General features: G+C 68.3%; 17 protein-coding genes and 1 pseudogene. 7 read left to right on the plus strand and 11 right to left on the minus strand.

The window, feature by feature from the left end:
* Positions 1–11 precede the first annotated feature (11 nt).
* Entirely contained in the window at positions 12–1,520 is a 1,509-nt protein-coding gene (locus L880_RS32255) for an efflux transporter outer membrane subunit (protein ID WP_043329260.1), read from the plus strand.
* Here the strand turns inward: L880_RS32255 and L880_RS0111480 are convergent.
* The 7 genes from L880_RS0111480 to ppsR form a co-directional block, all read right to left on the minus strand.
* The gene (locus L880_RS0111480; RefSeq protein ID WP_027475799.1) at positions 1,508–3,649 is read right to left on the minus strand and encodes a TonB-dependent siderophore receptor; all 2,142 of its coding nucleotides are present in this window, start codon (positions 3,647–3,649) and stop codon (positions 1,508–1,510) included. The genes L880_RS32255 and L880_RS0111480 overlap by 13 nt on opposite strands.
* 206 nt (positions 3,650–3,855) lie before the next feature.
* Positions 3,856–4,200 carry a DUF3325 domain-containing protein gene (locus L880_RS0111485; protein WP_027475800.1) on the minus strand — a complete coding sequence of 115 codons (345 nt, stop codon included), beginning with the start codon at positions 4,198–4,200 and terminating at the stop codon, positions 3,856–3,858.
* Positions 4,193–5,800, minus strand: coding sequence for a PepSY-associated TM helix domain-containing protein (locus L880_RS0111490; protein ID WP_245615101.1), 1,608 nt, complete (start codon positions 5,798–5,800; stop codon positions 4,193–4,195). Before L880_RS0111490 ends, L880_RS0111485 begins: the two co-directional genes overlap by 8 nt.
* 12 nt (positions 5,801–5,812) lie before the next feature.
* Entirely contained in the window at positions 5,813–6,088 is a 276-nt protein-coding gene (locus tag L880_RS0111495) for a hypothetical protein (protein WP_027475802.1), read from the minus strand.
* A gap of 13 nt (positions 6,089–6,101) precedes the next feature.
* Positions 6,102–8,231 carry a TonB-dependent receptor gene (locus L880_RS0111500; RefSeq protein WP_027475803.1) on the minus strand — a complete coding sequence of 710 codons (2,130 nt, stop codon included), beginning with the start codon at positions 8,229–8,231 and terminating at the stop codon, positions 6,102–6,104.
* A gap of 349 nt (positions 8,232–8,580) precedes the next feature.
* On the minus strand, positions 8,581–9,057 hold the full coding sequence (bfr, locus tag L880_RS0111505; RefSeq protein WP_027475804.1) for a bacterioferritin: 477 nt from the start codon (positions 9,055–9,057) through the stop codon (positions 8,581–8,583).
* A 78-nt stretch (positions 9,058–9,135) separates the two neighbouring features.
* Positions 9,136–9,957 carry a posphoenolpyruvate synthetase regulatory kinase/phosphorylase PpsR gene (ppsR, locus tag L880_RS0111510; protein WP_027475805.1) on the minus strand — a complete coding sequence of 274 codons (822 nt, stop codon included), beginning with the start codon at positions 9,955–9,957 and terminating at the stop codon, positions 9,136–9,138.
* Between the two features lie 208 nt (positions 9,958–10,165).
* On the opposite strand from ppsR, the gene ppsA reads away from it, so the two are divergent.
* The 4 genes from ppsA (at position 10,166) to L880_RS0111530 (ending at position 15,696) form a co-directional block, all read left to right on the plus strand.
* Positions 10,166–12,559 (plus strand): phosphoenolpyruvate synthase, encoded by a 2,394-nt coding sequence (gene ppsA, locus L880_RS0111515; protein WP_027475806.1) that lies wholly within the window; start codon positions 10,166–10,168, stop codon positions 12,557–12,559.
* Positions 12,560–12,689: 130 nt separating this feature from the next.
* Positions 12,690–12,959: a DUF4212 domain-containing protein gene (locus L880_RS0111520; protein WP_342669168.1), complete on the plus strand. Its 270-nt coding sequence runs from the start codon at positions 12,690–12,692 to the stop codon at positions 12,957–12,959.
* Positions 12,959–15,064, plus strand: a complete 2,106-nt coding sequence (locus tag L880_RS0111525; RefSeq protein ID WP_043329262.1) for a VC_2705 family sodium/solute symporter — start codon at positions 12,959–12,961, stop codon at positions 15,062–15,064. The genes L880_RS0111520 and L880_RS0111525 overlap by 1 nt, the downstream gene beginning before the upstream one ends.
* A gap of 134 nt (positions 15,065–15,198) precedes the next feature.
* Positions 15,199–15,696: a hypothetical protein gene (locus tag L880_RS0111530; RefSeq protein WP_027475809.1), complete on the plus strand. Its 498-nt coding sequence runs from the start codon at positions 15,199–15,201 to the stop codon at positions 15,694–15,696.
* A gap of 25 nt (positions 15,697–15,721) precedes the next feature.
* Here the strand turns inward: L880_RS0111530 and L880_RS36330 are convergent, their stop codons facing one another.
* From L880_RS36330 to L880_RS0111545, 4 genes and pseudogenes are all read right to left on the minus strand, one after another.
* Positions 15,722–16,051, minus strand: a complete 330-nt coding sequence (locus L880_RS36330; RefSeq protein WP_425389178.1) for an FKBP-type peptidyl-prolyl cis-trans isomerase — start codon at positions 16,049–16,051, stop codon at positions 15,722–15,724.
* A gap of 27 nt (positions 16,052–16,078) precedes the next feature.
* Positions 16,079–16,423: pseudogene (locus L880_RS36335) on the minus strand (FKBP-type peptidyl-prolyl cis-trans isomerase); the annotation flags it as partial.
* A gap of 149 nt (positions 16,424–16,572) precedes the next feature.
* Positions 16,573–16,884, minus strand: a complete 312-nt coding sequence (locus L880_RS0111540) for a winged helix-turn-helix transcriptional regulator (RefSeq protein WP_027475811.1) — start codon at positions 16,882–16,884, stop codon at positions 16,573–16,575.
* Positions 16,885–17,031: 147 nt separating this feature from the next.
* Positions 17,032–17,493: a MarR family winged helix-turn-helix transcriptional regulator gene (locus L880_RS0111545; protein WP_027475812.1), complete on the minus strand. Its 462-nt coding sequence runs from the start codon at positions 17,491–17,493 to the stop codon at positions 17,032–17,034.
* Between the two features lie 180 nt (positions 17,494–17,673).
* Between L880_RS0111545 and ahpC the strand changes: the two genes are divergently transcribed.
* Both ahpC and ahpF read left to right on the plus strand, forming a co-directional pair.
* Positions 17,674–18,237 carry an alkyl hydroperoxide reductase subunit C gene (gene ahpC, locus L880_RS0111550; protein WP_019574930.1) on the plus strand — a complete coding sequence of 188 codons (564 nt, stop codon included), beginning with the start codon at positions 17,674–17,676 and terminating at the stop codon, positions 18,235–18,237.
* Between the two features lie 165 nt (positions 18,238–18,402).
* Positions 18,403–19,971 carry an alkyl hydroperoxide reductase subunit F gene (gene ahpF, locus L880_RS0111555; RefSeq protein ID WP_027475813.1) on the plus strand — a complete coding sequence of 523 codons (1,569 nt, stop codon included), beginning with the start codon at positions 18,403–18,405 and terminating at the stop codon, positions 19,969–19,971.
* Positions 19,972–20,032 lie beyond the last annotated feature (61 nt).

The raw sequence follows: 20,032 nt of genomic DNA on the forward strand, positions 1-20,032 counted from the left end.
AGAAGCATCGCATGACCTCTTTGACCTTGCCCGGGACCTTGCGTGTCCTGACCCCCCTGTGGGCGGCCCTGTGGCTGGCCGGCTGTGCCAGCACGGCCCTGCCCAGCCCTGAGCAGACCTTGCCCCAGCTGCCCGCCACCTTCAGCCAGACCCAGCCTGCCGGCTTGGGCGAAGGGGGTGCCCGCTGGACCGTGGCCCCCGGCGCCGAGGCCCAGCCCCGGGGCGCCTGGTGGCTGGACTTCATGGACCCGGTGCTGACCGACCTGGTGCAGCGCGCCGACCTGGCCAACACCCGGCTGCAAGAGGCGTCGGCCCGCCTGGCCGAGGCCCGGGCCCTGCTGGGCACGGCCGAGGCCGCCCGGGCGCCCCAGGTGGGCGTCAATGCCGGCCTGAACCGCCAGGCCGGGCGCGGCACCCTGACGGGCGAGCAGCCCAGCACCACGGCCAGCCTGGGCCTGGGGGCTTCGTACGAGCTGGATGTGATGGGGCGCTTGCGCCAGGCCAGCCAGGCGGCCGGCCAGGACGCCCGCGCCCAGGCCGCCCTGCTGCAGAGCACCCGCCTGCTGGTGCAGGCCGATGTGGCCCAGACCTACCTGCAACTGCGCTCGGTGCAGGCCGAGCAGGTGCTGGTCGACGAGAGCCTGCAGGCCTTGCGCGACATGCTGGCCCTCACCACCCGGCGCGAGCGGGCCGGCGACGTGGCCGAGCTGGACCTGGCCCGGGCCCGCTCCGAGGTGGCCGCCACCGAATCGGAAGCCCTGGCCCTGCAGCGTCAGCAGGCCTTGCTGACCCACGCCCTGGCGGTGCTGGTGGGCGAGGTGGCCACCGGCTTCCATCTGCCCGCGGCCGGGCCGCTGGCCAGCATCCCGGTGGTGCCGCCCGGGGTGCCGGGCACGGTGCTGGCGCGCCGCCCCGACGTGGCGGCTGCCCAGGCCTCGGTGCTGGCGGCCCAGGCGCGCCTGGGCGTGGCCCAGACGGCCTGGTTCCCCGCCGTCACCCTGACCGGCAGTGCCGGCCAGGCCTCCCCCGAGCTGGGTGATCTGTTCAAGTGGTCGGCCCGGGCCTGGAGTGCCGGGGCCCTGCTGTCGCTGCCCCTGTTCGATGGCGGCCGGCGCGAGGCCGCGGTGCAGGGCGCCCAGGCCCGGCTGGACGCCGCCCTGGCAGCCTACCGCGGCCAGGTGCTGAATGCCTTTGGCGAGGTCGAAGACCAGCTCAGCAACCTGAACCTGCTGGCCGCCCAGGCCGAGGCCCAGGCCCGCGCGGTGGCGGCCGCCCGGCGCGCCACGGCCTTGTCCGAATCGCGCTACCGGCATGGCTTTGTGAGCCAGATCGAGCTGCTGGACGCGCGCCGGGCCGAGCTGCGCAACCGCCGGGCCGAGCTGCAGGTGCGCACCGGCCAGGCCGTGGCCACGGTGGCCCTGGTGCGCGCCCTGGGCGGGGGCTGGGGCGACGGCCCCGGCGCAGCCGCGGCCCTCGGCGGCCCGCGCCTCGAGGCCGTTGCCCGGCTTCAGAACCGGTAGGTCGCGGTGGCCACCACCGTGCGGCGCTGGCCATAGAAGCAGTCGCCGCGGGTCAGGCAGGTGGTGATCTGCACCTTGTCGGCCAGGTTCACGGCGTTCAGGGCCAGGCGCCAGTGGCCCTGGTCGTAGGCCACCATCGCATCCAGCAAGGTGCTGGACGGCGTGCGCAGGCTGTCGGTGCCATCCCACGACTCGCCCAGGTAGCGCAGCCCCATGCCGGCCGACAGGCCGCCGCGGCCCTGGCCGGCAAAGCGGTGCATCAGCCACAGCGCGGCGCTGTGCTGGGGCACGCCGGACAGGCGCTTGCCCTGGTCGGCCCCGGTGCTGCGGCTCACGCGGGCATCGGTCCAGGCGTAGCTGCCGGTCCAGTCCCAGTGCCGGTTCAGGCTGGCCGTCACCTCCAGTTCGGCCCCGCGCACCCGGGCCTCGCCGATCTGCAGGCTGTTGAGCGGGTTGGCCGGGTCGCTGGTCTTGCGGTTGGTGTCACGCAGGTCGTACACCGCGGCATAGGCCGTGATGCCGCGCCCCGGCGGCTGCCACTTCACCCCCGCCTCCCATTGCTTGCCGCGCTGGGGCTTGTAGGCGCTGCCATACGCATTCACCCCGCCCAGGGGCAGGAAGGACTCCGAATAGCTCAGGTAGGGGGCCCAGCCGCCGTCGGCCAGGTAGCTCAGGCCGGCACGCTTGCTCCAGGCCTTGTCGTCGATGGCGGCGGCCGGGCGGCCCTCGGTGTCGGTCTGGGCGCTGTCGTGGCGCAAGCCCAGGGTCAGGCGCCAACGCTCCCAGGCGATCTGGTCCTGGGTGTACAGACCGAGCTGGCGCTGCGTCACCGAAGGCTGGCGCGTGAGTCGGGCCGGGGGCGTGTAGTTGCCGTAGACCGGCTGGTACACGTCGATGTCGCCTGCCTTGCCGCTGCCGGTCCACTGGCCGGTCTGGTTGCGCTGCAGATCCAGGCCCAGCAGCAGGCGGTGGCTCACGGCGCCGCTTTGCCAGCTGCGCTCGGCCTGGTTGTCGAGCAGCACCATGCGCCCGGTGTTGAGCTGCTGCACCAGATCGCGGGCCAGGGTCCGGTTGTCGGCGTTGAAGACGGGGCGGGCCGGGCGTCCGGTGGCCGCGTTGGCCGTGAAGCTGGTGTAGGCGGTGCGGTAGTCGACCTCGCTTTCGGTGGCACGCAGGTTCTGGCGCAGGGTCCAGTGTTCATTGAGGCGGTGGCTGAACAGGTAGCCCAGCGAGCTCTGGCGGGTGTTGTAGGCGTCCCAGCCGGGTTCACCGATGAAGGTGTTGGTGGGGATCTGGCCGTAGGCGCTGGGCCGCAAGGTGCCCTGCCAGGGGAAGAAGCCGATCAGCGAGCCGCTCTGGTCGCGCTGGTACAGGCCCTGCACGGTGAGCGAGGTGTCGGCGTTGGGGCGCCAGGTCAGCGTGGGGGCGACCACGGTGCGGTCGTCGGCCACATGGTCGACCTGGGTGCCGCTGTCGCGCCCGACCAGGATCAGGCGGTACAGCCACTGGCCCTCGGCATCCAGCGGTCCGGTCAGGTCGGCCGCGATCTGGCGCCGCTGGTAGGAGCCCAGCTGCAGCTGGATTTCGCGCTGGGTTTCGGCCTGCGGGCGCTTGGAGCTGAGGTTGAGCACCCCACCGATCTGGCCCTGGCCATAGAGCACCGAGCTGGGGCCGCGCAGCAGCTCCACGCGCTCCAGGGTGTAGGGGTCGGGGCGGGTGGTGTTGTAGGTGCCGTAGCTGCGCAGCAGGCCATCCAGGTACTGGGTCACATCGCCGCCGCGGGCCTTGAAGCTGTCGACGCGGCTGTCGAAATAGCTCGACACGATGCCCGCGCTGTAGGCCGTGGTCTGGCGCAGGGTGGTGGCGCCCTGGGCCTCGATCTGGTCGCGTGTGACCACCGAGATGGCCTGGGGCGTCTCCAGCACTGGGGTGTCGGTCTTGGTGGCGCTGGCGCTTTGCCGGGCCACGAAGCCGGTCACCGGGGTGGTGGCAGTTTCTGCCTCTGGCCGGGCCTGGATGGTGATGGACGGCAGTGCTTTTTCAGACTGGGCCTCGGCGGGTGTCGTGCCCTGGGCCTGCAGCAGGCCGGGCAGGGCCAGGCTGCACAGCGTGAGCGCGGCCTGGGTCACGGCGCGCAGGCGGGGCTGCGGGGGCGTGCAGGAACGCAGGCTTGAGCGCAAGGTCGAGCCGAAGGTCGAGCGGCGCCGGTGGGCAGGGAGTGGGCAGGGTGTCATGGTCAGGGGTTCATCCTCTGGGCTGCGAGTCATTGGCTGGGGGGCGGCCTGCCGGGGCGGGCTGCCAGGACACCTGGCTGAAAGGGGGGGAGGGGTTGGTGCTATCGGTTGACGCTCATCCGCGACGTGCCCAGCAGCCAGCGCAGCGCGCCGGGGCCGAAGCTCAGTTGCAGGGCCACGGCGAGGGCGCTGGCGCTCAGCAGCATCAGCCACAGCAGGCTGCCGAAGGCCGCGCCGTCCTGCCACAGGCACAGGCTCAGCGCCAGGGCCAGCAGGGTTGCGCCGCGCAGGCGCCAGCGGCGCAGGGTAGCGGGGCTGGGGGTGGCGGGGCTGGGGTGCTGGCCGGCGCAGACGGTGTCCCGGTGGCGTTCCTGGCTCAGGGCCAGCCAGGCCATGCCCAGCGTGTTGAGCAGGCTGGCGGCGCCCATCCAGAGGGCGTCATGCATGGCGTTCTCCGGTGTGCTGGAGGGCCGGGCTGCGGTCTGTGTTTCGGCTCGGCGTGCTGTGGCGGGCATGCCCGCGGCGCAGCCGCAAGGCGGCCCAGGTGCTGGCCGCGGCCAGGCACAGCAGGGCGGTGTCCACGCCGGCCACACCCCATTGGCCCAGTTGCAGGCTGCGCCACAGCGGCATGCCGGTGGTGAGGGCGTTGAGCAGCACGGCCGCGGCCGCTGCGCAGGCCACGGCCCAGAGCTGCTGCGCCCAGGCGCGGCGGCCCTGCCAGGCGGCATGGGCCAGGCTGAGCAGCCAGCACAGGTAGAAGGCGGCCATCTCCAGCTCGGCCCGGCCCAGGCCGCCGGCCTGGGCCTGCGCCGGCAGCAAGCGGTTGGCGAGCAAAAAGGCCAGCGTGGCCGCGATCACGCCGGGCATGGAGGCCACGCTCAGCGCCTCGACCACGCGCACGCCGGCCAGGCCCTGGCGGGCGTGCCGGGTGCGCCGGCTTTCGAGCCAGAACACAAAGCCGGTGCCGATCATCACGCAGCCCCCCAGGCCGGCCCCGAAGTACAGCCAGCGCAGCATCCAGTGCTTGAACTGCACGTAGTGCAGTCCGCTGACAAAGCGCTGCACGCGCATCACGGGGGCTTCGTTGAACTCGTGCAACAGGGCGCCGCTGGCGGCATCGAAATACAGCTGCTCCAGGCCCAGGGGAACCTGGTCCTGGGGTGAGCGGCGCAGCTCCACATAGCTGTTGGCGTCGCCCGGGTGCCAGACCCGCAGAAAGTAGGCCTCGCTGCCGGGCCAGTGCTGGCGGGCCGCCGCCAGCATGTTGTCCAGCGCCGGGGCCCGCTCGGCGGGGCGCCCGGCCTTGGCCCGCCGGTACACGCCCATGCCTTCGGCCTGGAAGGCCTGCTGGGCTGCCACCGGCCCGGCGCCAGGGTAGGCGGCCCAAGGCGCGGCGGGCCAATAGATGCCCATGAACACGATCAGCCCCGACAGCGCAATGGCGACATGAAACGGCAGCAGCAACACGCCCGTGAGGTTGTGCAGGTCCAGGCTGGCGCGCGGCAACTGCTTGCGCGGGCGGAACAGAAAGAAATCGGCCAGCAGCTTGCGGTGGATCACCACGCCGCTGACCACCCCCACCAGCATGGCCAGGCCGGCCAGGCCGGCCAGCCAGTAGCCCAGGTCTTTCCATTTCAGGTGCAGGCTGTAATGGAAGGGGTAGATGAAGCCCGAGCCGCCCAGGGTCTCGGTCTCGTTGAGCACGGCCCCGGTGCGTGGGTGCAGGTAGCGGCGTTCGGGCAGGGCGCTGCCCGGGGGGCGCCAGCTCAGGCGCAGCACGGGCGCGCGCTCATAGGGCAGCACCACGGACCATTGCGAGGCGCCCTGCGTGAGGCGCTCGATCTGCGCACTGACGGGGCCGTCGAGCACCAGCGGTGCTTGCAGCAGCCCGGTGTCCAGGCGGGTGTCGGGCATCATCCAGCGGTCGATCTCGCGGTCGAACACGCTCAGCGTGCCCATCCAGAACACCACGAACAGCAGGCTGCCGATGAGCACGCCCGCCCAGCTGTGCAGCCAGGCCATGGATTGACGGAATGTGGGGTGCATGACAGGGCTTTCTCAGGGCAGACAGGCCAGCAGGGCCAGGCAGGCGGCGCTGCCCAGCAGCACGGTGGCCCACAGCCGGCGCAGGCGCCGCACGCTGAAGGCCCACAGCAGCAGCCCGAGGTAGACCCCGAAGCCCAGCATGGCGGTGGCCACCACGGCCTCGCTGCGGGGCAGGCCGGCCAGCACCAGCAGGCGGCTGAGCAGGCCCATGCTGCAGGCGGTCAGCAGGTAGCCGCCGGGCAGGGCGCCCAGCACCCTGGCTGTCACGTGAAGAGCTGAGGCGTGCATGGGGGCCTCAGGCTCAGAAGGTGGTACGCAGCGTCAGCTGCAGCGCGCGTGGCGAGCCCGGCAGGATCAGGTTGTCGTTGCTGCCATGGCTGGACACGTAGTACTTGCGGTTGGCCACGTTCTTCAGGTTCACGTCCAGCGCCCAGTCGCCGCGCTCGTAGTGGGCTGCGGCGTCCAGCGTGGTGTAGCCCGGCAGGGTGACCAGGTTGGTGAGCGAGGTGTAGCGCGCCCCCACCGCGCTCAGGCCGCCGCCCAGGCGCAGGCCCTGGCCCACGTCCTTCATGGCCCAGACAAAGCCCGAGTGGCGCGGCGTGAGCGCCGGCACCTTGCCCAGGGCCGGCACGTTGACCAGGGGCAGCTGGCTGGAGGCGGTGGTGGCCACCGACTCGACCATGCGGCCGTTGAGCCAGGCGTAGCCGGCGCTCAGGTCCCAGCGGCCGGGCAGGCGGCCGGTGGCGGTCAGCTCCAGGCCATCGGTGCGTTGCTTGCCCACGTTGATCATCACCGAGGGGCGGTTGGGGTCGGTGTTCTTGATGTTGGCGCGCTCCAGGCGGAACAGGGCCCCGGTCAGGTTGAGCTGGCCATCGAGCAGGTCGAGCTTGGCGCCGATTTCGCGGTTCTCGGTGATTTCGGGGGCGCTGGCGGCGTTGCTGGACGACAGGGCCAGGCTCTCACCCGAGGGCTGGAAGGAGCGGCTGTACGAGGCGTAATACGACAACCAGTCGGCCGGCTGCCAGACCAGGCCAGCGCGCGGGCTGAACTTCTTGTCGGTGCGGCCCAGCGGGCTGAGCTTGCGCTCGAAGGCGGTGTCCTGGCTGAACACGTCGTAGCGCGCCCCGAGCAGGGCCTTCCACTGGGGCGACAGGGTGATCTGGTCTTGCGCATACAGCGCGCTCGTGCCCAGCGAGGTGTGGCTGGGGATGGCGCTGTCGGCGGCATAGGCGCTGGCCGCGATGGCCGGCGGCACCACGCTGCCCGGGTTGAGCAGGTTGACGCGGTCGACCGTGCCCCCCGAGACAGACCAGGCGGTCTTCTTCTGCGAGCCCAGCTCCATGCCCAGCAGCCATTCCTGCTGCAGGCCGCCCAGGCGGTTGCGCCAGGTGAGGTCGGTCTGGTTGAACAGGCTGGACTCGTCGCGGAAGATGAAGGAGCGGGTGCGGCCCACGGTCTGGGTCACGGGGTCGGTGGTGCCGCTGGGCAGGGTGTTGAAGCGGCGCAGGTCGTAGCCCTGGATGCGGGTGACGTTGCGCAGCGACAGGGCCTCGTCAAAGCGGTGGTTCAGGGTGGACGTGAAGGCGCGCACATGGCTGGTGGTGGTGTCGTCGCGCGCGGCCTGGCCCGAGCCGTAGTAGGTGCTGGCGGCCACGTTGACCGGGCGCCCGTTCAAGGCCGGGATGCCGAAGTCGGTCAGGCGGCGGTCGTCGGCATCGGTGTACTGCAGCAGCAGATCGGTTTCCCGGGCCAGCTTCAGGGCCAGCGAGGGGGCGAAGTTGTAACGTTTGAGGAATTGCTGGTCGCGGTAGCTGCCCGAGTCTTCCTTGGCCAGGTTGAGGCGGAAGGCGGCGCTCTCATTGATCCCCAGGTTCAGGTCGGCGGTGGCGCGGCGGTAGTCGAAGCTGCCCAGGCCCAGGGTGGCTTCGCCACGGGTCACGCCGAACTGCGGCTTCTTGGTCACGCGGTTGATCAGCCCGCCCGAGGAGCCGCGCCCATACAGCACGGCGGCCGGGCCCTTGAGCACCTCGATGCGCTCGATGTCGGCCAGGTCGCGGAAGTACATCGAATCGTCGCGCACGCCGTCGATGAACTGATCCGCCAGGGCGGTGAAGCCGCGGATCACCACCTGGTCGCGCTGGCCGTCGCCCGTGCTCATGGCCACGCCGGGCACGTTGCGCAGGGCGTCTTCCATCGAGCGGGCGCCCTGGTCGCGCAGCAGCTGGGCCGGCACCACCTGCACCGATTGCGGGATGTCGCGCAGCGGCGCGCTGGTCTTGGTGGCACTGCGGCTGCTGGCGGGCGAGTAGCCCTCATCCTGGGCGCCGTTGACGGTGACTTCCTGCAGGGTCTGGGCCTGGGCCGGCAGGCCGAAGGCGGTGAGAAGCGCCAGGGCGAGCGGGCCACGGCGGAAAAAGCGTTGCTGAAACATGGTTGGGCCTCGGGGCACGGGGTGGGTCCGGGGCAGGGGCGCGGGGCGCCCTGCGTCTGCCGGAGCCGGCGTGCCGAGGTCGGAAGTGCCGCCGGTGCGCTTCCGATCCGCTGAGGGGGCTGCGCGCAGGCCAGAGGCCCGCCAGGCGCCCCGGGCCACAAGGGCCGGCACACTGGATCCGGGGCTGGCGGGGCCCGTGTCGGGCTTGGCTGGCGTAACGCAAGTTTACATTACAAATGAGAAACGTTCGCAACAACTTGACGCGAGGGGCGCGCGACGTGCAGCAAGGGCTGCCGACGCCAAAAAAAATGGGCCCGAAGGCCCATGCTGGTGCGCACCGTGCGGGTGCTTATTCGTGCTCACCCATCTGCGACTGCAGGTAATTGGGCAGGCCCACCTTGTCGATCAGGTCGATCTGGGTTTCCAGGAAGTCGATGTGCTCTTCGGTGTCGTCGAGGATCTTCTGCAGCAGGTCGCGCGAAACGTAGTCGCGCACGCTTTCGCAGTAGGCGATGCCGTCCTTGATGGTGGCCTGGGCGCCTTGTTCGGCGCCAAGGTCGCAGCGCAGGATCTCGGGCACGTCCTCACCGACCGACAGCTTGCCCAGGTCTTGCAGATTGGGCAGGCCGTCGAGCATGAAGATGCGGTCCATGAGCCAGTCGGCATGCTTCATCTCGCCGATCGATTCGGCGTATTCCTTCTTGGCCAGCTTGTCGAAGCCCCAGTGCTTGAGCATGCGGTAGTGCAGAAAGTACTGGTTGATCGCGGTCAGCTCGTTCTTGAGCTGGGCCTGCAGGTGGCTGATGACTTGAGGGTCGCCTTTCATGGGATGTCCTTCCGGTTGGGGTGATCGGTGGATTGTGGTGCACAACCAGGGCCGGGTGGGCCTGGGCTGGGCGAATTCCTAGTAAATCAGGCGCTCGGGCCGGATCTCCTGCAGGATGGTGGTGGCGATCTCCTCGATCGACTTGGTGGTGCTGCTGAGCCAGCGGATGCCGCTGCGCCGCATCATGGCCTCGGCCTCGTTGACCTCGGCGCGGCAGTTCTCCAGGCTGGCATAGCGCGAGTTGGGGCGGCGCTCGTTGCGGATCTCGGACAGGCGCTCGGGGTGGATGGTCAGGCCGAACAGCTTCTTGCGGTGGGGCAGCAGAGCCGGCGGCAGCTGGCGGCGGTCGAAGTCTTCCGGGATCAGCGGGTAGTTGGCGGCCTTCAGGCCGTGCTGCATCGCCAGGTACAGGCTGGTGGGGGTCTTGCCGCTGCGGCTCACCCCGACCAGGATCACATCGGCGGCTTCCAGATCGCGGTTGGACTGGCCATCGTCGTGGGCCAGGCTGAAGTTGATGGCTTCGATGCGGTCGTGGTATTCCTTGCTCTTGCTCACGTCCGAGAAGCGGCCCACGCGGTGGTGCGACTTGATGCCCAGTTCTTTTTCGAGCGGGTGCACAAAGGTGCCGAACATGTCCAGCAGCATGCCCTGGCAGCCCTCCTGGATCACGGCCAGCACTTCCATGTTCACCAGCGTGGTGAAGACGATGGGCTTGCGGCCCTCGATCTCACCCGTGTGGTTGATCTGGCGCACCGCCTGATGGGCCTTGTCGACGGTGTCGATGAAGGGCAGGCGCACATGGCGGGTGCTCATGTCGAACTGGGCCAGGATGGCGTTGCCGAAGGTTTCGGCCGTGATGCCGGTGCCGTCCGAGATGTAGAAGACTGTGCGGGTGTGCATGTGAGAAAGGGTTTCCAAAAAGGTCTGTCAGCCTGACGCCAGCAGGTCATGGCGCGCCAAGCCTACAATCGCGCATTATCCAAATTCTCACCATGCGCTGTCTTGACCTACAAGCACAAATACAAAGTCGCCCGACGCGCATGGGCAGCAGCTGCCATGGCCGAAGCGCTGGCAGCGCAGACCCGGTTTTAACTTCTGGAGCTTTCCCATGTCTGCACTTTTCAGCCCGACCGCCCTGGTCGTACCGTTTGAAAACCTGAGAATGAGCGATGTCGAGGCCGTTGGCGGCAAGAACGCCAGCCTCGGCGAGATGATTTCGCAGCTGCCGCAAGGCGTGCGCGTGCCCACCGGCTTTGCCACCACGGCCCATGCCTTCCGCCAGTTCCTGGCCCATGATGGCCTGGCCGACAAGATCAATGCCCGACTGTCCAGCCTGGACACCGAGGACGTCAACGCGCTGGCCAAGGCCGGCGCCGAGATCCGCGCCATGGTGGAGGCCCAGCCCTTCCCGGCCGATCTGGAAAAAGCGATTGCCGACGCCTTTGCCACGCTGAGCGCCGGCAATGCTGCCGCTTCGTTCGCGGTGCGTTCCTCGGCCACCGCCGAAGACCTGCCCGACGCCTCGTTCGCCGGTCAGCAAGAGACCTTCCTGAACGTGGTGGGCCTGAGCGACATCCTGCACAAGATGAAGGAAGTGTTCGCCAGCCTGTACAACGACCGCGCCATCAGCTACCGCGTGCACAAGGGCTTTGCCCATGCCGACGTGGCCTTGTCGGCCGGCGTGCAGCGCATGGTGCGCTCCGACCTGGGCGCCGCCGGCGTGATGTTCACCATCGACACCGAGTCGGGCTTTGAAGACGTGGTCTTCATCACCTCCAGCTACGGCCTGGGCGAGACCGTGGTGCAGGGCGCGGTGAACCCCGACGAGTTCTACGTGCACAAGCCCATGCTCAAGGCCGGCAAGCGCGCCGTGATCCGCCGCAACCTGGGCTCCAAGCTGATCCAGATGGTGTTCTCGAGCGCCGAAGAAAAAGCCGCCTCGGGCAAGCTGGTCAAGACCGTGGACGTGCCCACCGAGCTGCGCAACCGCTACTCGCTGACCGACGCCGATGTCGAGCAACTGGCCCAGTACGCGCTGGTGATCGAGCAGCACTATGGCCGCCCGATGGACATCGAATGGGGCAAGGACGGCACCGACGGCCAGCTCTACATCCTGCAGGCCCGCCCCGAAACCGTGAAGAGCCAGCAGCAGGGCAAGGCCGAGCAGCGCTACAAGCTCAAGGGCCAGGGCGCCGTGCTGGCCGAAGGCCGTGCCATCGGCCAGAAGATCGGCACCGGCCCGGTGCGCCTGGTGCACCACATCAGCGAAATGGACAAGGTGCAGGCCGGCGACGTGCTCGTCACCGACATGACCGACCCGAACTGGGAGCCGGTGATGAAGCGCGCCAGCGCCATCGTCACCAACCGCGGTGGCCGCACCTGCCACGCCGCCATCATTGCGCGCGAGCTGGGCATCCCGGCCGTGGTGGGCTGCGGCAATGCCACCGACCTGCTCAAGGACGGCACCCTGGTGACCGTGAGCTGCGCCGAGGGCGACACCGGCCGCATCTATGACGGCCTGCTCGAGACCGAGGTGACCGAGGTGGAACGCGGCGTGATGCCCAAGATCGCCACCAAGATCATGATGAACGTGGGCAACCCGCAACTGGCCTTCGATTTCTGCCAGTTGCCCAACGAAGGCGTGGGCCTGGCCCGCCTGGAGTTCATCATCAACAACAACATCGGCGTGCACCCGAAGGCGATCCTGGACTACCCGAACATCGATGCCGACCTGAAGAAGGCCGTCGAATCGGTGGCCCGTGGCCATGCCTCTCCGCGCGCTTTCTATGTCGACAAGGTGGCCGAAGGCGTGGCCACCATCGCTGCGGCCTTCTGGCCCAAGCCGGTGATCGTGCGCCTGTCCGACTTCAAGAGCAACGAGTACCGCAAGCTGATCGGCGGCAGCCGCTACGAGCCCGAGGAAGAAAACCCGATGCTGGGCTTCCGTGGTGCCGCGCGCTACATCAGTGCTGATTTCGGCGAGGCCTTTGCCATGGAGTGCGAAGCGCTCAAGCGCGTGCGCAACGACATGGGCCTGACCAATGTGCAGGTGATGGTGCCTTTTGTTCGCACCCTGGGCCAGGCCGACCGCGTCACCCAGCTGCTGGCCGACCACGGTCTGAAGCGTGGCGAGAACGAGCTCAAGGTCATCATGATGTGCGAGGTGCCCAGCAACGCCATCCTGGCCGATGAGTTCCTGCAGTACTTCGACGGCTTCTCGATCGGCTCCAACGACCTGACCCAGCTCACCCTGGGCCTGGACCGCGATTCGGGCCTGGAGCTGCTGGCCGCCGACTTCGACGAGCGCGATCCGGCCGTCAAGGCCATGCTGAGCCGCGCCATCGCCGCCTGCAAGGCACAAGGCAAGTACGTGGGCATCTGTGGCCAGGGCCCCAGCGATCACCCCGACTTCGCCCAGTGGCTGGCGGATCAGGGCATTGCCTCGATCTCGCTCAACCCGGACAGCGTGATCGACACCTGGAAGCGCCTGGCCGGCCTCTGAGCCTGCGCATGAGGGGGCATCGGAGCCCCCGTCGCCGGGGTAAGACCTAGGCCTGACGGGCGGCTTCCGGTGCGATCATGCGGGCATGTCTCCACCCGTGGCATCTGAACTTTCTGCGCCGACCCCGGCCGTGCTGACCCAACACCGCTTCTGGTGGTTGCGGGCCTTGCTGCTGGGCGTGTGGGCGGCGGTGTCTTTCGGGGCCTGCTACTTTGCCCGCGATCTGGAGCGCCTGCCCTTGCCGGGCTGGGGCGGCTCGCTGGGCTACTGGATTGCCTCGCAAGGTGCGGTGCTGGTGTTCATCGCCATCGTGGTGCTGTATGCCTGCGTGCTCAACCGCGCCGATCGCCGCAGCGCCCAGCCCCAGACCGAGGTCCGGGCCGGGCTTGGGTCCGACTGATGCCGGAGCGTCCGGCGGTGTTGGCTGATCCGGTTGTGCGGCGTCGCTACGAGCGCCGCCTGTACCGCATTCTGGGCCTGTTCGTGTTGGGCCTGCTGGGCTTTCTGCTGCTCATGGGCTGGGCCGAGCAGCAGGGCCTGTCGCGGCGCTGGATCGGCCCCATCTTCCTGTTTTCGAGCGTGATGGTGTGCGCCGGCATCGGCATCTACAGCCGCACCACCGATGCCGAGGACTATTACGTGGCGGGGCGGCGCATTCCGCCCTTCTTCAATGGCATGGCGGCCGCGGCCGACTGGATGAGCGCGGCCTCGTTCATCAGCCTGGCCGGCGCCCTGTACCTGCAGGGCTTTTCCGGCACCGAGGGCCAGCCCGGCGGCCTGGCCTATGTGCTGGGCTGGACCGGGGGCTTCTGCCTGGTGGCCATGCTGATCGCGCCCTACCTGCGGCGCATGAACCTCTACACCGTGCCCGACCTGTTCGAGCAGCGCTTCGGTGGCCGCTGGCCCCGGGTGATCGCGGCGCTGGCCGCGGTGGTGTGCTCTTTCACCTATGTGGTGGCCCAGATCTATGGGGTGGGGCTGATCGCCTCGCGCCTGACCGGCGTGCAGTTCGAGATCGGCATCATGCTGGGCCTGGGCGGTGTGCTGCTGTGTTCCTTTCTGGGGGGCATGCGGGCCATCACCTGGACCCAGGTGGCGCAGTACATCATCATGCTGCTGGCCTTTCTGATCCCGGTGTCCTGGCTGGCCTACAAGCAGCTGGGCAACCCGCTGGCGCCGCTGGTGTATGGGCGTCAACTGGCCAAGATCGAGGCGCTGGAGCAGCAGCTCATCGATTCGCCGTCCGAGCGGCAGGTGGCGGCCGAGTTCCTGCGCCGCTCGCGCGAGTACGAAGCCAACCTGAACAACGTGCCCCAGGCCCTGGTGCGCGAGCGCCAGGCCGCCCAGGAGCACCTGCGCGAACTGCGCCAGCGCAATGCCGACGTGGCCAGCATCGTGGCGGCCACCCGCGAGGTGGCCAGCCTGCCGCGCGATGCGGCCGCGGCCCGCGAACAATGGACCCGGGCCATCCAGGAGAACCGCGAGCGCGCCGCCCCGCTGGGGGGTATGCCGCGACACAGCCAGGCCTTTGCCGGCGACCCCGAGGGCACGCCGGCCGAACGCGAAGCCTTTCACCTGTCACGCCTCAACTTTCTGGCGCTGATGTTCTGCCTGATGGCGGGCACGGCGGGGCTGCCGCACCTGTTGATCCGTTACTGCACCACGCCCACGGTGGCCGATTCGCGCAGCTCGGTGGCCTGGTCGCTGGTGTTCATCGCCTTGCTGTACCTGAGCGCGCCGGCCCTGGCGGTGCTGGTCAAGTTCGAGATCATGAACAACCTGGTGGGCAGCACCTTCGGCGCCTTGCCGACCTGGATCGTGCAGTGGGCCAAGGTCGACCCCTCCCTGGTCTCGGTGAGCGATGTGAATGGCGACGGCTTGCTGCAGTTTGCCGAGCTGCGGCTGGGGGCCGACATCGTGATGCTGGCCACGCCCGAACTCGGAGGCCTGCCCTATGTGCTGTCGGGCCTGGTGGCCGCGGGCGGTCTGGCTGCGGCCCTGTCGACGGCGGATGGCCTGCTGCTGACCATCAGCAATGCGCTGGTGCACGACCTGCATCTGTTCCGCAAGGCGGCCTCCAAGGTGGCGCTGGGCGAGCGCCGGGTGATCCTGTCCAAGTTCGTGCTGCTGGCGGTGGCCATGCTGGCGGCCTTCATTGCCGCGCTCAAGCCGTCCGAGATCCTGCCCCTGGTGTCGGCCTCGTTTTCATTGGCGGCGTCGGCCCTGTTGCCGGCGATGGTGCTGGGCATCTTCTGGCGGCGCACCACCCGGCAGGCGGCGGTGGTCGGCATGCTGGCCGGGCTGGCGGTCACGGTGTACTACCTGCTGTCCAACTCGGCCACGCTGATGCTCTGGCTGGGCTGGCCCCCCGGGCCCCGGCTCTGGTACGGCATCCAACCGGTGTCGGCTGGCGTATTCGGTGTGCCTGTGGGCTTCTGCGTCATCTGGTTGCTCAGCGCCCTCACGCCGCGCCGACCCGGTCAGGTGCTTGAAGTGCACAGCTGAGCCCGTTGTGCCGCCTGAGGGGGCTTATGGACAAACCCCAATTCAAAAGCCCGGCACAGCATGCCAATCTGGCCTGACAATGCCGCAGGCCCCAAAGGGTCTGCACAGGCCGGTTCCAGCAACGCACACTGCCAATGATTTACGCCAAGACCGAATTGGGCCAACGCCTTTTCAAGGCCCGTGACCCCGTGCTGACGCCGCGTCAGCGGTCTGCCTTCATCCTGTTCGACGGGGTGCGGCGGCTGGAAGAGGTGTTGCTGGCCACGGCTGCGTTGGGCATCACCCAGGCGGATGTGCGGCACATGCTGGAATCGGGTTTGCTGGCCCCGGTCGCTCCCGCCTCTGCACCCTTGTCCAAAGCCCAGGAACCCTTTGAAGAGGGGGAGTCGTCGGTGGACATTTCCCTGTCGCTGCTGCCGCAGGACAGTGCCCGCAGCGAGCGGCAGCGCTTCAACGACGCCTACCCGGTGGCGGTGGCGTTGACGGCCTCTCTGGGATTGCGGGGGTTTCGCCTCAACCTGGCGGTGGAGGCAGCGGGCAATTACCAAGCCCTGCTGGCGGTGGCGCCGCGCATCCGCGAAGCGGTGGGCGCCGCACAGTACCAGGCCTTGGAGCGCGCCCTGCTGGGCTGAGCGCTCCGGGCCCGGCGCAGTCTCATCAGGCGACAGCCAGCAGTTCGACGTCGAACTTCAGCGTGGCATTGCCGGGGATCACGCCACCGGCGCCGCGGGCACCGTAGCCCAGCTTGGCCGGGATGATCAGGGTGCGCTTGCCGCCCACCTTCATGCCTTGCACGCCCAGATCCCAGCCCTTGATGACCATGCCGGCACCCAGGTGGAATTCAAACGGCGAATTGCGGTCCAGGCTGGAGTCGAACTTGGCGCCCTGGGCACCGCTGTTGTACAGCCAGCCGGTGTAGTGCACGCGCACCTTGCGGCCGGCCACGGCCTCGGTGCCATCACCGACCACGGTGTCTTCGATCTGCAGATCGGCGGTGGCGGACTCGGGCGACTCGACACCCAGCAACTCGACATCGAACTTCAGGGTGGCGTTGGGCGGGATCACGCCGCCGGCGCCACGGGCACCGTAGCCGAGTTCGGGCGGGATGATCAGGGTGCGCTTGCCGCCCACCTTCATGCCCTGCACGCCTTCGTCCCAGCCCTTGATCACCATGCCGGCGCCCAGGGCGAATTCGAAGGGGTCGTTGCGGTCGACGCTGGAGTCGAACTTGGCGCCTTGAACACCGTTTTCATACAGCCAGCCGGTGTAGTGCACGCTCACCTCGACGCCGGCGCGCGCTGCCGCGCCCTCGCCAACCGTGGTGTCTTCGTATTGCAGGCCAGAGGGGGTCGTGGGCATCGGATTTCCTTGCGTGAAGTGCTTCAGTTCGGGAGCCCGGCGGCGCATCCTGGCGCCTGCCGCAGCTCTTTTGAGAGCCCGGATTATCCCCGAAACCCAGGCGGGGGCCGGGCTGGGGGCTGCCTCAGCCCTGGGCCTGTGAACAGGCTTTATGGGGCGCGCCGGGCCCGGCCGGCAGCCCAGCGGGCGGCAAAAGGCTGCACATCGTGCAGGCGGCGCAGCAGGTCCTTGCCGCTGTCCGTGACCAGGTAGCCGCTGGGGCCATGGTCGACCAGGCCGGCCTCGCGCAGCTCTTTGAGCCGGGTGTTGAGGGTGTTGGGGGTGATGCCGCCGACGCTGTCCTGCAGCAGTCGGAAAGTCTGGGCGTGCTCATCGCGCAAGGCCCACAGCACGCGCAGCGCATAGCGCGATTCAAGCAGGTCGAACAACTGGCTGATGGCGCTGACTTCCTTGGCACTCATGGTCGCAATCTCCGGCTGATGCGCTGGGCGGGCAGGCGCACCGGGCGGCCGCCTGCCATCTCGGCGCGACTATAGCCCAAATTGCACAGTCTGCTACGTCTTTCATAGCTGCAGACGCCCTGGCAATCAAGCCTGGATGAGGGCAGGTCAGAGGTAGATCTTCTGCAGCAGGCGGATCAGGGTCTTGCGTTCGTTCGCGGTCAGCCGGCTGGTGGCATCGTCTTCGAGGTCGGCCGCGGTCTGTTCGGCGTCCTTCATCAGGGCCAGACCGGCCTCGGTCAGGTGCAGGCCCATGGCCCGGCCATCACTGGGGTGGGGGCGGCGCTCGATCAGGCCGCGCCGGTCCATGCTGGCGATGATGCCCACCAGATTGGGCGGCAGGATGTTGAGGGTGGCGCACAGCTGGCGCGAGGTGATGCCCGGGTTGTGCGCGACCAGCGACAGCACCGAGAAGTCGACCACCTTGAGGCCGTAGACCGACATGCGCTCCATGAACACTTCGATGATCGTCAGCGCGGCGCGGCGGGCGTTGTAGCCCATCAGGGTTTCGAGGTAGCGGGTGTCCACGCTTTCCACGGCAACAGAGGGGGCAGGTTTCTTCGTAGCCATGCCTCCATTGTGGCGGCAAGCCCTGGCTGGGGCGTCGCGGCTTGTGACTCTGTGGTGACAAATGGCGCGTATTGATAGGTATATGTAATCGTATGAATATGATCAATTAATGGGCTCAATGGGCTGGGCTGCGATAAAGTCACGGCTGTCGTTCAACCAACCCCAAGTGAGGAAACAGCAATGTCCCTGATCAACACCCAAGTCCAACCCTTCAAGGCCCAGGCTTTCCACAATGGCAAGTTCATCGAAGTCACCGAGCAAAGCCTGAAGGGCAAGTGGTCGGTTCTGATCTTCATGCCGGCCGCCTTCACCTTCAACTGCCCGACCGAAATCGAAGACGCTGCCGACAACTACGCTGAATTCCAGAAGGCTGGCGCCGAGGTCTACATCGTCACCACCGACACCCACTTCTCGCACAAGGTGTGGCACGAAACGTCGGCTGCCGTGGGCAAGGCCAAGTTCCCCCTGGTCGGCGACCCGACCCACGCCCTGACCAACGCTTTCGGCGTGCACATCCCTGAAGAAGGCCTGGCTCTGCGCGGCACCTTCATCATCAACCCCGAGTTGTTGATCAAGACCAGCGAAATCCACTCCAACGAAATCGCCCGCGATGTCAAGGAAACCGTGCGCAAGCTGAAGGCTGCCCAGTACACCGCCGCTCACCCCGGCGAAGTCTGCCCCGCCAAGTGGAACGAAGGCGCCAAGACCATCGCTCCGTCGATCGACCTGGTCGGCAAGATCTAAGTCCCTTTCGGACGACGGCCGAGCGCGCTGCGGCGCGCTCCCCCGCCGGACAGCGTCATGGCCTTGCGCCATGCCGTCCGGCTTTTTTTCGCCCAAAAATTGGCGCGCACCCCCCGATGGGAGTCCGCAGCGCCCCCCCCAACCGAATTCAAGAAGGAAGCCACCATGCTCGACGACCAACTCAAGACCCAACTCGCCGCCTACCTGGAGCGCGTGACGCAACCGTTTGAGCTGGTGGCGTCCCTCGACGACAGCGACACCGCCCGTGAGATGCTGCAACTGCTGCAGACCATCCAGTCGCTGCGCGCCGACAAGATCAGCCTGCGCACCGACGGCAGCGATGCGCGTCGCCCCTCGTTCAGCCTGCAGCGCGTGGGCAGCAGCAGCCAGCTGCGCTTTGCCGGCCTGCCGCTGGGCCATGAGTTCACCTCGCTGGTGCTGGCCCTGCTGTGGACCGGTGGCCACCCGCCCAAGGTCGAGCAAGACGTGATCGAGCAGATCCAGGCCCTGGACGGCGATTACAACTTCGAGGTCTACATGAGCCTGAGCTGCCACAACTGCCCTGACGTGGTGCAGGCGCTGTCGCTCATGGCCATCCTCAACCCGCGCATCAAGACCACCGTCATTGAGGGCGGCGCCTTCCAGGAGGAGGTCACACGCCGCGAGATCATGGCCGTGCCCATGGTCTTCCTGAACGGTGAGGTGTTCGCCTCGGGCCGCATGACGGTGGAAGAGATCGTGGCCAAGCTCGACACCGGTGCCGCTGCCCGCGACGCCGCCAAGCTGTCGGCCAAGGCCCCCTACGACGTGCTGGTGGTGGGCGGTGGCCCGGCCGGCGCCGCGGCCGCGGTGTATGCCGCCCGCAAGGGCATCCGTGTGGGTGTGGCGGCCGAGCGCTTCGGTGGCCAGGTCAACGACACGCTGGCCATCGAGAACTACATCTCGGTGCTCGAGACCGATGGCCCCAAGTTCGCTGCCGCGCTGGAAGCCCACACCCGTGCCTACGACGTGGACATCATGAACCTGCAGCGTGCCGACAAGCTGATCCCCGCCACCCAGCCCGGCGGCCTGACCGAGGTGGTGCTGGCCAACGGTGGCAGCCTCAAGGCCAAGACCGTGATCCTGTCGACCGGTGCGCGCTGGCGCAATGTCAATGTGCCCGGCGAAGCCGAGTTCAAGAACAAGGGCGTGGCCTACTGCCCGCACTGCGACGGCCCCCTGTTCAAGGGCAAGGACGTGGCGGTCATCGGCGGCGGCAACTCGGGCATCGAAGCCGCCATCGACCTGGCCGGCGTGGTGCGCCACGTGACCGTGATCGAGTTCGCCCCCGAACTGAAGGCCGACGCCGTGCTGGTCAAGAAGCTGCACAGCCTGCCCAATGTGGTGGTGCACACCAATGCCCAGACCACCGAGATCACCGGTGCCGAGGGCAAGGTCAATGGCCTGCGCTACAAGGACCGCGTGAGTGGTGAGGAGCACCTGGTGGCCCTCGAGGGGGTGTTCGTGCAGATCGGCCTGGTGCCCAACACCGAGTGGCTCAAGGGCACCATCGAGCTGTCGCGCTTCGGCGAGATCGTGGTCGACGCCAAGGGCCAGACCAATGTGCCCGGCGTGCTGGCGGCAGGCGACTGCACCACCGTGCCCTACAAGCAGATCGTGATCGCCGCCGGCGAGGGCGCCAAGGCAGCACTCAGTGCCTTCGATCACCTGATCCGCACCCCGGCCGCCGCCTGAGCCGCCCTGGCTTGAGTGAGCTGACCCCACCCCGCCTGGCGGGTGTGGGGTTTTTTTCTGG

The sequence above is a fragment of the Curvibacter gracilis ATCC BAA-807 genome (assembly GCF_000518645.1).
GTDB lineage: Bacteria > Pseudomonadota > Gammaproteobacteria > Burkholderiales > Burkholderiaceae_C > Curvibacter > Curvibacter gracilis.